Annotated in this window: 10 protein-coding genes; 4 read left to right on the plus strand and 6 right to left on the minus strand. The window is 35.5% G+C overall.

All coding sequences use genetic code 11. The annotated features are described in order from the left end of the window. Positions 1-5: 5 nt before the first annotated feature. Entirely contained in the window at positions 6-1,601 is a 1,596-nt protein-coding gene (sepS, locus tag Q7I96_09335) for an O-phosphoserine--tRNA ligase (GenBank protein MDO9627810.1), read from the plus strand. Here sepS and Q7I96_09340 read toward each other — a convergent pair. The 4 genes from Q7I96_09340 to Q7I96_09355 form a co-directional block, all read right to left on the minus strand. Then, positions 1,598-2,530, minus strand: coding sequence for a hypothetical protein (locus Q7I96_09340; GenBank protein MDO9627811.1), 933 nt, complete (start codon positions 2,528-2,530; stop codon positions 1,598-1,600). The genes sepS and Q7I96_09340 overlap by 4 nt on opposite strands. Before the next feature lie 46 nt (positions 2,531-2,576). Continuing rightward, entirely contained in the window at positions 2,577-3,875 is a 1,299-nt protein-coding gene (locus Q7I96_09345; protein ID MDO9627812.1) for a DUF11 domain-containing protein, read from the minus strand. A gap of 63 nt (positions 3,876-3,938) precedes the next feature. Next, the gene (locus Q7I96_09350) at positions 3,939-4,658 is read right to left on the minus strand and encodes a hypothetical protein (GenBank protein MDO9627813.1); all 720 of its coding nucleotides are present in this window, start codon (positions 4,656-4,658) and stop codon (positions 3,939-3,941) included. Between the two features lie 34 nt (positions 4,659-4,692). Further along, positions 4,693-9,759 carry a hypothetical protein gene (locus Q7I96_09355; GenBank protein ID MDO9627814.1) on the minus strand — a complete coding sequence of 1,689 codons (5,067 nt, stop codon included), beginning with the start codon at positions 9,757-9,759 and terminating at the stop codon, positions 4,693-4,695. 409 nt (positions 9,760-10,168) lie between these two features. Between Q7I96_09355 and Q7I96_09360 the strand changes: the two genes are divergently transcribed. The 3 genes from Q7I96_09360 (at position 10,169) to Q7I96_09370 (ending at position 12,527) form a co-directional block, all read left to right on the plus strand. Further along, positions 10,169-10,546: a DUF120 domain-containing protein gene (locus tag Q7I96_09360; GenBank protein ID MDO9627815.1), complete on the plus strand. Its 378-nt coding sequence runs from the start codon at positions 10,169-10,171 to the stop codon at positions 10,544-10,546. 145 nt (positions 10,547-10,691) lie between these two features. Further along, positions 10,692-11,369, plus strand: a complete 678-nt coding sequence (gene ribB / locus Q7I96_09365) for a 3,4-dihydroxy-2-butanone-4-phosphate synthase (GenBank protein MDO9627816.1) — start codon at positions 10,692-10,694, stop codon at positions 11,367-11,369. A 420-nt stretch (positions 11,370-11,789) separates the two neighbouring features. Beyond that, positions 11,790-12,527, plus strand: a complete 738-nt coding sequence (locus Q7I96_09370) for an ATPase domain-containing protein (protein MDO9627817.1) — start codon at positions 11,790-11,792, stop codon at positions 12,525-12,527. Positions 12,528-12,621: 94 nt separating this feature from the next. On the opposite strand, the gene Q7I96_09375 is transcribed toward Q7I96_09370, so the two are convergent. Both Q7I96_09375 and gatA read right to left on the minus strand, forming a co-directional pair. Further along, the gene (locus tag Q7I96_09375; protein ID MDO9627818.1) at positions 12,622-14,160 is read right to left on the minus strand and encodes an AAA family ATPase; all 1,539 of its coding nucleotides are present in this window, start codon (positions 14,158-14,160) and stop codon (positions 12,622-12,624) included. A gap of 95 nt (positions 14,161-14,255) precedes the next feature. Further along, entirely contained in the window at positions 14,256-15,635 is a 1,380-nt protein-coding gene (gatA, locus tag Q7I96_09380; GenBank protein ID MDO9627819.1) for an Asp-tRNA(Asn)/Glu-tRNA(Gln) amidotransferase subunit GatA, read from the minus strand. Positions 15,636-15,710 lie beyond the last annotated feature (75 nt).

Genomic DNA, 15,710 nt, shown 5'->3' on the forward strand with positions numbered 1-15,710 from the left:
ATAATTTGGACAAGAAAAAGATTATAAAACTGGCTAAGAAAGATTTTGAAAAGGCATGGATGGAAAGTGGAAAACTATTAAAAGCCCCACACCATGACCAGCAGCACCCCCGGTTACGCTTCAATACCGGAAAATCACATGTTTTATACGACACCATATGGCAAATAAGACAGGCCTACCTACAACTAGGTTTTCAGGAAACTATAAACCCTCTTTTTGTGGAAGAAGAACATGTTTACAAGCAGTTTGGGCCAGAAGCCCCCGCAGTTCTTGACCGCTGTTTCTACTTGGCAGGTCTTCCAAGACCAGACATTGGTTTGGGAATGGATAAAATAGAAAAAATTGAAAAACTGGGTGTGGAAGTTAATGAAGATCGTTTAAAAGACCTTCAAGATGTTTTTAGAGGTTATAAAAAGGGAGATGTGGAAGGAGACGACTTAGTACATGAAGTTTCTATCTCTCTGGAAGTAAAAGACCATATTGGCCTGCGGGTTCTGGAGAAGGTATTCCCAGAGATACATGAGTTACAGCCCATATCCAGTCGAACTACTCTGAGATCCCATATGACATCGGGATGGTTTATATCATTACAAAATGCCCATAATCATTCTAAATTACCCCTTAAACTATTTTCTATTGATAGATGTTTTAGAAGAGAACAACGCGAAGATTCAAGTCACTTGATGACTTATCATTCAGCTTCCTGCGTAGTAGTGGATGAAGAAGTTTCCCTAGATGTGGGTAAGGCCATTTCTGAAAGTTTACTGGAATATTTTGGTTTTTCCAAGTTTAAGTTCCTTCCGGATGAGAAAAAATCCAAATATTACATTCCTGAAACCCAAACTGAGGTTTATGGATACCACCCCAAGCTAAAAGAATGGATAGAAATTGCCACCTTCGGATTGTATTCCCCTATTGCCCTTTCCAAATATGGTATTGATGAAGAGGTCATGAACCTGGGAGTAGGTGCTGAAAGAATGGCCATGGTCCTGAATCAGGCCAATGACATTAGGGAAATGGTTTATCCCCAAATATATGGTAAATGGGAACTCAGTGATCGTGATTTGGCCACCATGCTGCGTATAAATTATTATCCGGTCACTGAAGAAGGTAAGGTCCTCATGGAAAACATAATTTCTGTCTGGAGTGAAAATGCATCGGCAGAATCACCCTGCGAGTTTACCATATTCTCTGGAGAATTTTTAGGCAAAAATATTACTTTAAAAGCCGTAGAAGAAGAATCCAACACCCGACTTTTAGGGCCTGCCGCTAAAAATCAGGTTTACATTTATCAAGGCAATATTGTAGGCGTTCCAGTAGAAGGAAAATTAGATGATCCTCTGATAAAAGAGGCCATGAGTAAGGGAATTCCAATTAATACCAGTTACTTAGAGGCTCTTGCTGCTCAAGCCGCCTACAAAGTAGAAGAAATGGTAGTTAGTGGAATGGATGAAATTAAAATTAGAAGCACCATTGCCCGCTCACTTTCTGACATAAACCTACAGCTAGATAATGTGGCCTTGAATTATATTACTGGGAATAATAAAGAAATTGATATTAGGGGCCCTATATTTTCTACGTTGGTTTGTAGAATGGATTAAATTTCCTTTTTATAAACTAGATGGCCACCACATTCACAAGTATCCTCAAAATCATTGGCTGATTCATCAGATTCTAATTTATAATAACTGTTACATTTATCACAAACCAGATAACCAGCACCTTTTGTCTCAGATATTATGAAACCAGATTCATGAGCAAGATTAGGATCTGCCTTGTAAATAGTTATATCAGTTTTTAAGAGTTTAAAATAAGTTTTATACGCCCGGACTATATCAAACTGATTAATTTCATCCCTACCGTAATTAATAGCACTGCAACCAGCTAAAAATAAAGTAAAAAACATTTCAGTGCCCGTAAAACCTCCCGGACGACCTCCAAAGAATCCCGATCCGAATATTGTTTCACTTACAAAAAACATAGAATCAGTTAAATTTTTGTATAGTTCATCACTTTCGTTATCTTGCCATTTTAGTCCTTTGAGTTTTAAGAAGAATTCTTCGTCGATTTCTGGTATTTTTTTGATTTCGTCGAAGTTATCTAAAGCGAACATGATTTTTTCAGTTAGTCCACTGAAATTTATGTTCAATAGATCTTCACGTTCAAGTTTCTCGCCAGAACACATATAATAAACCCGCTCCAAGAAAACATAAGTGGTATAAAAATGATCAAAGTGTATAATGTCCATTTTAGAGGGCATATAAAGTGTAGAATTGGTTAGAATATCGTGACCTAGCATTAATAATTTTATTTGTCTACCTTCTTCGCGAGAATATTTCGCACCAGATACATAAATCTTTTTCTTCAATTTAATAGCATTAATAAGCCTTTTATAGAAAGCCTCTTTTCCCAAATTTCTGATTTCAGAAATAACCTCATTTAAACCAGCTATATCCAAATTTTCTAATTCAGTTAAATTTTTTTCCAACTTTTCAGCAAACCGAACTTCCGGCGGATCCGACCAACCCATAAAGATTACCTCATAAATTAATTATAATTAAACATTTATTATTATATTAACCAAAAGGTCTTGGATCTGTAAGACCCAATATATCATCTTGCTTATCACCATGATATGGATTAAAAATATTTATTATATTTTCAATTTTCCCAAGAGGATCATTAGCAAATTCTGCTAAATTTATCCCACTGAAAACCACATCTATTACCATTCCCATTGAGGATTCTATTGATGGAGCAAAATCAGGGGCAATCTTAGACACTATCTTATTTAATCCATTTTTCAAAACCCATTTAACAACTGTTGAACCAACATTAGGGTTTAAACCATCCAATATCGCTGAAAATGAATTAAAAGAATCTTCAGAACCTGTTAATTTAAATATATTCTTAACATTTGGTTTTAAAACTTTTTCCGCAAAGTATCTTGTTGAACCACCGAAATATCTCATTGTATTCCATAAAGTTCTCAAACCGTTTAATATTGCTGTTCCCCATTCTGGCTTTTTAATTGCAACAGCAGCAATTATAATTCCTGCTGCTAAAGCCATATAAACCCAGTTAGGTATCTCGCCATTTTCAACTTTATCATCTTCTGATCCTGGCGGTTGTAAAGTCCAATCCGGCATACTAGGAATTTGTGAATCTGATCCTCCTTGATCATCAGAGCCATCGTGATTATTAGAACCTACATATCCTACATAATCTCTTATATACATCTGATCACGATAAAGCTGACCATTACCTTTGTTTATGCTGGGTTTAGGTTTTTGGTCATCACCACCGTCACTTCCACCACCATTTCCGCCCCCTTTACCTCCATTACCAGATCCACCTGCACCTCCGGATCCTCCACCATTACCACCATTTCCTCCATTGCCTGATCCTCCATTTCCACTGCCACTACCAGACCCACCATTTCCATTATCGATTGGTTTTAATCCATCAAATGCAGAGGAATTAATAACCGTTGGCGTAACACTACCCAGCACACTGGCACAAACCATAGACCAAACCATATGATTATTAGAAATATTCAAACTATCAAAAACATCCACCACATGATTAAAACAACCAACCATACCAACCTGCAAAACCAAATCCAAACTAATCGTATCATTAACTAATAACAAACCAGCAGACCAAACACCACTGGCCACATCATAAACACCTGGCCCTTGAGAAGATAATAACTTCAAACCTACGGGTATTTTATAATTCAGCTTAGCATCACACGATTTAGGGCCCAGATTACTAAGACTAATAATCAAATGAACCGTATCACCAATACCTACACTACTAGCATTACCCGTGATACTCACGGCCAAATCCGTGGCCTCACTAGTTGTATTCAAAGCATTAACACTAATATCATAAGCACAGGAAATTTAGGCATTTAATCCTTAGAAATCTCGTGACTAAATTAATTTAGATATGTCCGTTTTAATAATTTTAAATAATGTTTTATAAGCGATTAAAACGTCTTTAGTGATTATTTTTTGCCTATTCTCTTTTAGTGCACTGCATCCTGCTAAAAACAAAACTATCCATTCTTGTTTAGTTTTAAAGGAACTCTCTTTAAACCCATAATTTTCAAAAGCAAAAAGAGATAAAATATTTTCTAGTTCGTTAAAAATTTTTTTAGTTTTTTTATTATCCCATTTAACTTCTCTAAGTTCTTGGAAAAACTCGGGTGTGACTTTAAATGTTTCTTTTGTAGTATCAAAATCTTCTAAAGCAAAAACAATTCTTTCAGCGAGATCACTGACAAACAATCTACGAACATCATCAGGACCCAGTTGTCTTTCTAAATTCATGGAATAAATCCATTCCAAAAAGGGTAAAAAGAAAATAAACGTATTGTAATCGATCAGATCAGATAAAAAACTAATCGGAATATTTTTCAAATTCGCAACACCAAGTACCAACAGTTCACTTTCACAAGCAATTTCATGAGTAAACTCACTATCCAAAGGCACAGGCTCCTCCCAATTACTATAAACATCGAATAAATTAATATAATAACCAGAATCAAGCAGAAAATTCAAATCATGCATAAAACCGTCAATTAAGCTAGAATTATACTTCTTTTCTAGTTTTTTTAAAGCATATTCCCCAAAATCATTACGAGAAGGCATAAAATATCACCTATAATACTATTTTTTTAAGAATTCATTTAAGTTTCTGGGCCACCTCGATTAATGTTAATTGATCCAAAGATTCTATTACTGGAGCAATATAAGGTTCTAAAGCCGGAACCATTACTGCTAAATTTCTTAAGCCAAGACTGATGATATTCATTGGCCCAATACCAGTAATTGGAGTAAATAACATTTCCTGAAGATTTGGTGTAATAAAATTTCCATATTTAATAAAAACAGGAGTCATTGCATTTATAATGAACTCTTTAATGGAATTACCCAAATATGATGAATATATCCATAATGAAGCCAATGCTTCAAGAATTCCTAGTTTTATTGTTTGTATATATTCACTAGCGGCAGTTCCTGCAGGAGTAATTGTTAAAACACAGCCAATAATGGCTCCTCCTAAAATAAGAGCCCATGCCCAATCTGGTACATCAACATGAGATGCTTCTGTATCATTATCATCATTAAAGGGATCTAGTGTCCAGTCTGCTATTTTAGCATCTTTTACTCCACCAGTAATATCACGTACGCTGGCAATATCTCTGGGTAATTGATCATTTGATGGTGTTGGTTTAGGCGGATCTTTAGGCTTAGGAGTAGGCTGAGGCTGAGGCTCCTTATCTGGCTTAGGTGTAGGAGTAGGCTGAGGTTGAGGAGTAGGAGTCGGATCTGGCAAATGAGGCCATTTATATTCATGGCTAGGTGTCTGATAAGTCGGAGATTTAACATCAAAACTAAAACTGGCCTTATTATTCCCACCATTAGAATCACTCATGGCCGCAGTGGACTTCCATTTACCATTAAAAACCTTAACAATCGGCTTCGCAGCATGTGCATGTGTACTGGTTAAATCACCATAAACACTCACTATATTCACAAAATAACCAATATTAGTGGCCTGTAACACCAAATCCAAACTAATCGTATCATTAACTAATAACAAACCAGCATTCCACACACCACTAACCTCATCATAGGCCCCCGGTCCTTGAGAAGATAGTAACTTCAAACCCACCGGAATCTTATAATTCAACTTAGCATCACACGCTTTAGGGCCCAGATTACTAAGACTAATAACCAAATGAACTGTATCACCAATGCCTACACTACTAGCATTACCTGTGATACTCACGGCCAAATCCGTGGCCTCATCTGTCACATTCAAAGGATTAAAACTAATATCATAAAGCACTGGTGATTCGGTATTATTAAACCGCTCTAAATTAACTTCTACTTGTAGATACCTGCCAGGAGGTGTCATCTTTATTGACAGGCCATTACCAGCATCTTCCCAGTTGGACCAGTTAATTTGATCATTGGAACTTCTCACATGAACCGAAACCTTAGTTCCCACTGGTTCCCAACTGTTCCAGGAAATATTATCCCAACCAGTACTACTACCATAATCATGAACCACACTCCAGGCCCCAGATTCATACTTATCCGGTGATTTAACAGTGAAATAACCTAAGGCATTATGATTAGTAGATACCAATCTTTTAGAAAGCTCAATACCATTTATACTGGTATCAAAACGGTGAATATACTCCCCATCCAAATCCATAACCCACAACTTACCATAACTATCAAAACACAGACTCAAAGGAGAAATCGATGAGATAAAATTGGATTTAAGAGTTCCATTATGTGAATAAACTCCAAAGCTTGTTCTTTTACCATAAACCCAGTGTTTGTAATATTCTGCCATCCAAAGGTCGCCATTCTCATCTAAAACCATTGATGCAGTATGCATACGTGCAGGTCGAAGTTGTGTCCAGTCCAAAGTATTATTTTCAATATTAATCCGTGAAAAACGACTATCTGGCCATAAAAAGTGAGGATGGACACCATAAGTAAATATATGATCATCACCATCATAAGCTATGTTAAAAATATTATAATCTAAGTTAGTTACACTGATGGAACCAGTACTTGGATCCAAACGCATTAAATTACTTCCTCCAGACCATAAAATATTATTTTTATCAATTACCGCATAGCTTGGACTGTGACCATATGCCATGACATTGTAACTCTTCAAAAACTCCCCACTGGAGCCATTAATATACATTAAAGTTTGATTCTCACCAATACCCAACCAGACATTGTCTTTATTATCCAATACCAGAGAGGTCAGGCCAGTACCATAAGCAGCATAGCCCCCACTATATGATCCGGGATGAAATACTCCCTCTTTACCAGGAATTATAATTGTCTCCAACGTTACACATTCATCAGATCCCCAGTTTAAAACCTCATCAGGAGTTATAATACCATTTTTATCCACATCATGACAGGTTTGAATAATACCGTCATGATTTCGATCATCATAAACCCCATTTTCATACAAACCAATTTTAATTAAAGAACCTGTTACCCTGTTGGCAGCCCAACAATTACCCTGACTATCCACTGCGATACGTACTGGTTCTGCATTAGATGCAGGATTAGTCTTATAACGGGCCACTTCCTGACCCGTTTTCACATTAACTTTAGAAATAGTTCCTTCATTGCTGTTAGGTATCCAGATATAGTTACGAGCAGCATTAGATGAATTGGCCAACTTCAAGGAACCATCAGACCCATTAACATTATTAAAAGTACCCTTAGAGAAATCATCATCACTAGTATAATTAGTATCGGCCGCCCCTACATTTCCCATACAGAGCAAGGCCAAAAACAAGACAATGAACAATATCAGCCATTTATTAGGCCTGATTTCATTGTCATTTTTATTTAGATAGGCTGCAAAGAACATGAAAAGAATGGCAATGGCAGAGAAATTAATAGGAACCCCAGTCTGCTGCATAGGAACTGAAGAACCTTTTCTAGTTTGAGAAGAAGAACTTGCATTTACCTGAGTAGAATTTTGATTCACTTCATGATGATTATTAATTGAACCATGATGACCTGGACTGGAAGGATCAGAAGTACTAGGAGTCTTATTACCACGTAATGGAACCAAAGTCATAGTAAAGGATCCATTAGAAGGAATAGAAGTTATAGTCCAGGTGCCTCCTTTATAAGTACCACCCGAGGTTTTAGGAGTATAACCCTTTGGAATAGATGTTTTAATATTTATATTGAAAGCACCATCTGGCCCAATATTCCTCACTATCAAAGTAGGCTTACCATTTTTAAGAGAATAATCCAGCTTAATATCTGAAAAAGGAACATAGAAGTTAATCGTGGCTGGTGGATTAGTCTTAGAGTCATATTCATTATGGGTTTCATTAGCAGAGTAAGTAATGTTTTTACTGGTTAGATTTTGAGTTATATTACCTATAACTTCCAGTATAGCAATCTCACCAGGAATTAAAGTATTAATAGTCCACACACTACCATTAAAAACACCAATGGTGGGAGTTACTGGTGTAAAACCAACTGGAATATTCGCAACTACAGTTATATTATGGGCAGAATCCGGGCCATTATTAGTAAGCACTGTAACCAGCTTAATAGTGTCTCCTAATTTAGGAACTGAATTATTTATGCCATTTATAATATTAATATCTGATTTTAATACCCGAACTGAGAGATCATAAAGTATAGGAGAAACACTACCCTTAAATCTCTCCAGAGTTGTTTCCACTTCCAAATATCGACCATTAGGTGTTGATTTTAAATATTCAGCATTTATTGCCTCTTCCCAACTAGACCAATTAACTTTATCATTAGAACTTCTAACACGTACATTCACACTAGTACCATTAGGAATATAAGCATTCCAGGATATAACACCCCATAAGGCATTATTTATGCCAGAATCATGAATTAAATCCCATGATCCATGATTAGTGGTGATGGTATTGGATAAGGCCCCTGTCATGTCACTATATCCATAATGGGTTCCTCCCACTATTCTTTTGGATAATTCTACCCCATTGACAATGTTTCCCTCACCATCGGTTTGATTATTAGCGGGATTTATACGGTGAATATATTCATCATTGGTATCCACTGCCCAGATTTTACCCATATTGTCCACAGAAACCCCACTGGGAGTTCTTCCCACAATAATAGTTGCCTTAAAAATACCATTATTAGAGTAACGGGTAACCGTTCCCTTAACATTATCTGCAGTCCAGATATCACCGTCATCAGAAACAGTTATCCCCTGAGCATAGGAAGCAGATTTTGTCCATAAAATAGTCCCATTTAAAACATTTATACAAGTTATGCGATAGTGATCCAGTCCTGAGACAAATAAATGATTGTTGCGATCCAGAGCCAGACCATATGATTTATGGGGAAGATTGATTCGAGTGAAAGTATTATTGGAAGGATCCAATCTTAAAACATTATTACCTGTGTTTCCTGAAGACCAGAGAATTCCATTCTGATCTATTACTGCACCATAAGGCGTGTGGCCTACAGATGAAACATCAATTGTCTTTAAAATCTGACCATCTGAACCATTCAAGTAATAATATTTCATGGTCCCATAGGTTCCCACCCAGAGATTATTTTTGGAATCAATGGCCAGACCACGAGGCCCCGGATTATAATAATCATTTACATAGGAGCCATTATATTTGCCTGGAACAAAATTACCCTCACTTCCTGGAATTAAAATTACTTCCCATAATACACATTCGTCCGCGCCCCAGGGAAGAATCTCGGTGGAATTAATTACCCCATTACCATCCACATCACGGCAGGTATCTGCCACCCCATTATGGTTACGATCGATCCACTGGCCACTTTCTAAAAGCCCAATTTTAACCACAGTACCTATGTTCCTGTTTCCCACCCAACAGTTACCATCCAGATCCACGGTGGTTCTGGAAGGATTGGAATAAGTAAGGTTACTGGTTTTATACCGGGCCACTTCCATACCAGTGATAGTATTTATTTTAGAAACCGTTCCTTCATTACTATTAGGGACCCAGATAAAAGGATTCACCGAACTAGAACTATTAGAAAGCTGCAGCTGGTTATGAGTACTGTTATACTCTAATCCAGTCAAATCCCCTTTATCAAAATCAGAATCATTGGTATAATTAGTATCTGGGCCAGCAGCAAATACACAGCCCATATTTAAAACCACAAATATTGATATTAATAGCAAAATATTATAAATTTTCAAGTATTCCCCACCCACAAATAATTATTAACAGTATTACTTATGATTAGGTGAGTAAGATATTACTAATAAACTAATCCATTAATAACAAATAGAAATATTAATATAATAATAAAAAATAAAAATATATGAATTAAATTTATATAAAATAGTATTCAGATTTTTTTAAACTAATTTTTAATAAAAATAAGATAAAAAGACTTTATTAGCTTATTTGACAATCAAAATAATCAATCCCCAATTATTATTTTATTAATACTAATACTATAATAGTGATTAACTAATGTTTTAATTAATTTAAATTAGAGATAGTTATATATAAATTATAAATTAATTAATGGAAATGTAAGAGATGATTTCAATAATTCTTTAATAACTTATTAAAATATTAATCATTTAAGAAGGAATTAAAATGAAAATAAAAGGATTAGTAACTTCCGGATCACAAAAAGGCAGTTATTTTATGTCTCAGGAAATATATGTCCATCAATTTCAAGAAAAGCTAGGATACCGACCATTTGAAGGTACTTTCAACATTCTTATTGAAAAAGAAGATCTGGAAAATGTTCATGAAATTCGTGAAAAAAACGCGGAAATTGTAAATGGTGAAGGAGACTTTGGAGATGTTGAATTCATCAAAGCAACTCTTCAAGACCAATTAGAAGGTGCTGTGATTTTTCCGGTAAAAACCCATCACCCCCAAGAATTTTTGGAGTTTATTACATCTGAAAATGTTAGAGAAACTCTCAATGTGCGAGATGGAGATTCTGTGACAATATCAATAGATTAATCTTTGTTTTGGCGGTTAATATCATAATTTAAAAAATAGGATTTATAACTGATTAAATAAAAGAATTCGGTTTAATATACACGGTTCATTTAAATAGCAAATAAAAATATTTAAATTAAATAATTCATTCAAAAGTCGTGATTACATGATTCAAAAAGCTTTAGAAGCACTAAAAAACGGAGAAATAGTCCTGGTATTTGATGCCGACAATCGAGAAAGAGAAACAGACATGATAGTGGCCGCGGAGTTTATGACCCCTCAGCATATGACCACTATCAGAAATGATGCTGGAGGCCTATTCTGCGTACCATTATCCTCAGAAAACTCTGATAAACTAGGAATTCCATTTATGACAGATATAATGGAAGAGGCTGGAGATAAATACCCTGTGCTAAATGAATTATCCCCTAATGACATACCCTATGACGAAAAATCTGCTTTTTCAATTACCCTCAACCATAGGGAGACTTTTACAGGAATAACTGATAATGATCGGGCATTCACTATGAAAGAGCTGGCTTTACTTTGTAAAAATGGTAAACAAGAAGATTTAGGAAAATTGTTCCGGGCCCCTGGTCATGTGACCCTTTTACGGGCTGCTAAAGGCCATGTTCTTAAAAGAAAAGGTCACACCGAAATGAGTATCGCCCTTATGGAAATGGCCGGCCTCACTGAAGTGGCAGTATGCTGTGAAATGATGGATGACGTTTCTGGAGGTTCCCTAAATACTGAAGATGCTAGAAAATATGCAGAAGAACATGGACTTGTTTTCTTAAATGGTGCTGACCTCATTGCGGCATATAAAGAATATGCAAATAAATAATAGAATCACCATCTATAATAAAAAAGTACACACAGAATCTACAGAATAATTAATTGGGAGAAATAAATCTCATTTAAATTTTATTTTAAATTAATTTTTATTAAACATTTTAATAATTTTGTTCCCATCATATGTTTATTCAGGTTTATTTTTAAATTCATTTTATTTTTAAAGGATTTAGTAATGTTCCATGCTTTAAAATAATTATTAAAAAATCAGTAAACTATTTATCAATGATTATAATTTATATGTACAATTATCAATATTATTAACTAATAAATTGTATAATTATTGTTTAAAAGTATAGTAATAAAAAATTACAATTAATACATATTACAGGTTTTTACAGCATTTAATAAGATATTAAGCTGCTAATATCTAATTACCGGACTAAGTAGTTTTATTGATGGAGGCAATTTTATGGAGAGAATTAGTATTGGAATTGATAAATTAGATGATGTACTAGGTGGATTTCCGGTGGGAAGATCCATGTTAATAACCGGAGATGCTGGATGTGGAAAAACTATCTTCGGTCTTCGATTTGCAAAAACTAGTTGTGAAGAAGGATATGCTACGGCTTATATAACTGCAGAAGAAGATTCATATGATTTGCATGTTCAAGCCAATACATTTGGATGGAATACCCAAGAACTAGAAGAGCAGGGATTATTAACCTTTATTGAGCTTACTGGTATTAGGGCCCGGATCACTGAGGCAGAAATCAATATGGATATGGATCCTATGAAAGGGAATTTCACTAAAATCCTTCATGACATACCTCCTGAAACTGAAGTGGTAATTATTGATAGTTTAGGAGGATATACAGCCAAATTAACCCCATATGACTTTAGAAATCAGTTTGATTTGCTTGTTTACGAATTAAAGCAACGGGGAATTACATCGGTACTTATTTTAGATAGTGCTACTTCTAGTGAATTCAATGAACTAGCATTATTCTCGGTTTATGGTGCTATAAAATTAGTGCGAAGGGAAAATCCATATACTGGCCGTCGGGAAAGAGTTATGGATATTATAAAAATGAGAAGTACCAAAACTCCCACCCAGTTTTTAACTTATGATATTGGAGCAAATGGGATAGAAATAGAAAATGGAGAAGAATACTTAGATGATGAATCAAAAGAAAATTACGAAATTTAATTAACTAATCTCCCTGAATACTCTTTTTAAAATTCCATTTCTTTTTATTAATTTTAAAGTAGAATTAAAAATAAAATAATTTAATTAAAAATAGTTATAGTGAGTTAAAATCCATTTCAATTTTTTTTATAGATTTATATCCATTAAAATATGGTTTTTTGGCCAAAGAAAATATATTATCCAAATCCAGATTTTCTTCAACAGTTTTTAGGGCCATTAAGCAAAATTCCTCTAATTTTATTTCCACTTCAGGTGTGCCTCCCCTTTTACTTAATTTTACTTTAGGAACTTCTCCTATCATTTCCAGACCATTACCATTTTTAAATATCTGAGAAGCTTTCTGGAAAATTTGGGAATCATAAACCCTATTAAAAATAACTCCTGGAACCTTAATGCCCATTTTTATCAACATGTCCCTGTGTGAGGCCAAATCCAGGGCAGCAGTTTCAATACCACCTTTGCTGCATCCTGAAACTAGTATAATTGGAATATCCGCTGCAAGAGCAATTTCTGAAGAAGAATATGGAACTTTTTCATTTAAAAGACCAGTGAAAACACTCATTACTCCCTCAATGATTACTAAATCATAATTAAATGATTTTAAACTTTTTAAAACATCTTCCAGGCCCATCCAACCTAAATGTCCAATTTTAATAGAAGAATGATATTCCATTTTTTCTTTAGTAAGATAAAGTGATGGGACAATGTCTCTAACATCTGGACCAACCTTTAAAACGCCTACTTTAAGGCCTTTTCTACGAAAAGCGCCGGCAAGGCCCGTTACTAGGAATGTTTTTCCAGAATCAGATCCAGTACTTCCCACCATGATTATTGGGGGCAATCCATAAGAAATAGATCCTATATCTTGTCCAGAGTTAATTTTTTCTTTTTTAGCCACAGATAGGCTTGTTTCAATGCCCAATTGACCTTTAATCTTCTCAACCAGGATTTTATTGTCTTCAGCTATTTGCAGTCGATCGTTATCATCAGCACCCATGAATTTTAAAATATTTTCAACTAAAAGAGAGTTATTATCTAGGCATCCATGGATCATGGTCCCTACCACATTTCCCTCAGCATTAGTAACCCCTGCTAAAACCTCTCGAGTGTCATCAGTATAATTAACACGTTTAATTTTAGAATAAAGTATAGGTTTTGCATTATCCGAATCGTTTTCTGTTAGATGACCATAGGTATGGCAGTGAAATCCATTGATGGTTTTTCCCACCAGACCTTTAGTTAAAAACGATTCAGAAGTTATTTTAGCCTCCACCCGATCGTTACTTATCATGGGGGAAAATGAAACATCAAGAAGGCCCAGACCTTCTTTTTCAATAGGACAAGGCGATTTACGTCCAATATCTGTTTTTAGAGCCAATGACTGAAATCCAGAACATATCCCCAGCACGAACTTTCCATTGTGGGCCATGGTATTTATTTCAGAGGCCAATTCAGGAGTCATACTTTCCGACTCTACTATACTTCCCCCCGGAATTATAATACCATCTAAAACTTCATGAGCTTTTTTACCATCAACTAAACCATTATTTTTAACCAAATGGGTGGGAAGATTTCCAAAGTTTTCAAAAGCAGGAACTGCACCTTTAACATTTACCAGACCTATTTTCATTATTGCTCCCAAATGTTTTAATTGATTTTATTAACCTTAAAAAAAAATTTAATGAAAATATTAAAAATTAATTTCAAATTAGATGATTTGCAAAAACATCAAGGCGCTTTTTCCAATGCAGCCATGGCCTGAACAATTTTAGCATCATCTAATGGCTTGGCCTGGAATTGTAGGCCAACTGGAATTCCCTTAACTTCACCTGCTTTCATGCTGGAGGCAGGAATACCAGCCAAATTAGCAATTACAGTTAAAACATCGTAAGCGTACATTTCCATAGGTTCTAAAGTTTCACCAAGCTTATGTGGCAATTTAGGAACCGTAGGTCCCGCTATCATATCCACCCCATTAAGGAGTTTAGTGATTTCTTTTCTTATGAGTGAACGTGCCTGAAGGGCTTTTTTATAATATTTTCCTGAAAACTCCTGCTGGCTGATGTAAGATCCCATATGTATCCTACGGAGAACTTCATCGCCACAAACTTCTTCTATTTGATGGCCGTATTTTCGCCCGTCATATTTTCGGGTAGCTGAGAAAAACTCCACATAGTTTATGAGATAGTAAGTTGGCAGGCATAAATCAATATAATCGAAGCTTAATTCAACTACTTCTGCTCCCATCTCACCCATTTTATCAATGGAATCTTCAATTATATTCACAATATGATCGTCAGTGACTTCCTGGAACTGTTTCACCACTCCCACTTTCAGTCCATTTAAGGCTTCTTCTGGATTTTCATCTAAAAGTGCACTGAAGTTAGGAACTTTCCAATCAATGGATGTGCATTCATTAGGGTCATTTCCCGCAATAGTATCCAGCATCATAGCAATTCCTGAAGTATCCGCCGCTAAAGGCCCAATTTGATCCAGACTCATAGATAAATCCAGCAAACCCTGCCTGGAAACGGCCCCATAGGTTGGTTTAAATCCCATTACTCCACAGTGGGATGCAGGATTACGGATGGATCCTCCAGTATCTGATCCTAAGGCAATATCACACATCTCAGCAGCAATGGCAGCCGCGCTTCCTCCACTGGATCCGCCAGATATATGTCCTGGTGCAGCAGGATTATCAGTAGAGCCATGGAAAGAAGTTTCCGTGGAACTTCCCGCAGCAAATTCATCCATGTTAGTCATTCCAATGATTATACCATCTTCTTCTTTAATCCGCTGAATTACCGTGGCATCATAACTACCCATATAATTTTCCAGAGTCTTGGATGCTGCAGAAATGGTGAAATCCTTAACATTAATGTTGCTTTTAATACCAATAACCATACCGGCCAATTTTCCAACTTTTTCCCCATTTTTTATCCGGGCGTCAATTTCATTGGCTTTTTCTAATGCATTTTCATGATTTATTTGCACAAAAGCATTAATATTCGAGTTTTTACTTGAGATAACTTGATTAAATTTCTCCAGACTATCCAGAGCCGTGATTTCTTGATTTCTGATTGCCTTAGATTTTTCAAGGAGGTTCATGATAACACCAAAATTTTAATTATTTTATATTATTAACAACGGATTATGCTCTAAATTAGCTATAAGATTTAATTC

Source organism: Methanobacteriaceae archaeon (genome assembly GCA_030656015.1).
Taxonomy (GTDB): domain Archaea; phylum Methanobacteriota; class Methanobacteria; order Methanobacteriales; family Methanobacteriaceae; genus UBA349.

Excerpts from the sequence above, each read along its gene's own strand:
- Q7I96_09340 (MDO9627811.1), bottom strand. The coding sequence starts at position 2,530 with ATGGGTTGGTCGGATCCGCCGGAAGTTCGGTTTGCTGAAAAGTTGGAA.
- Q7I96_09350 (MDO9627813.1), bottom strand. The coding sequence starts at position 4,658 with ATGCCTTCTCGTAATGATTTTGGGGAATATGCTTTAAAAAAACTAGAA.
- Q7I96_09370 (MDO9627817.1), top strand. The coding sequence starts at position 11,790 with ATGGAGAGAATTAGTATTGGAATTGATAAATTAGATGATGTACTAGGT.
- Q7I96_09360 (MDO9627815.1), top strand. The coding sequence starts at position 10,169 with ATGAAAATAAAAGGATTAGTAACTTCCGGATCACAAAAAGGCAGTTAT.
- gatA (MDO9627819.1), bottom strand. The coding sequence starts at position 15,635 with ATGAACCTCCTTGAAAAATCTAAGGCAATCAGAAATCAAGAAATCACG.
- ribB (MDO9627816.1), top strand. The coding sequence starts at position 10,692 with ATGATTCAAAAAGCTTTAGAAGCACTAAAAAACGGAGAAATAGTCCTG.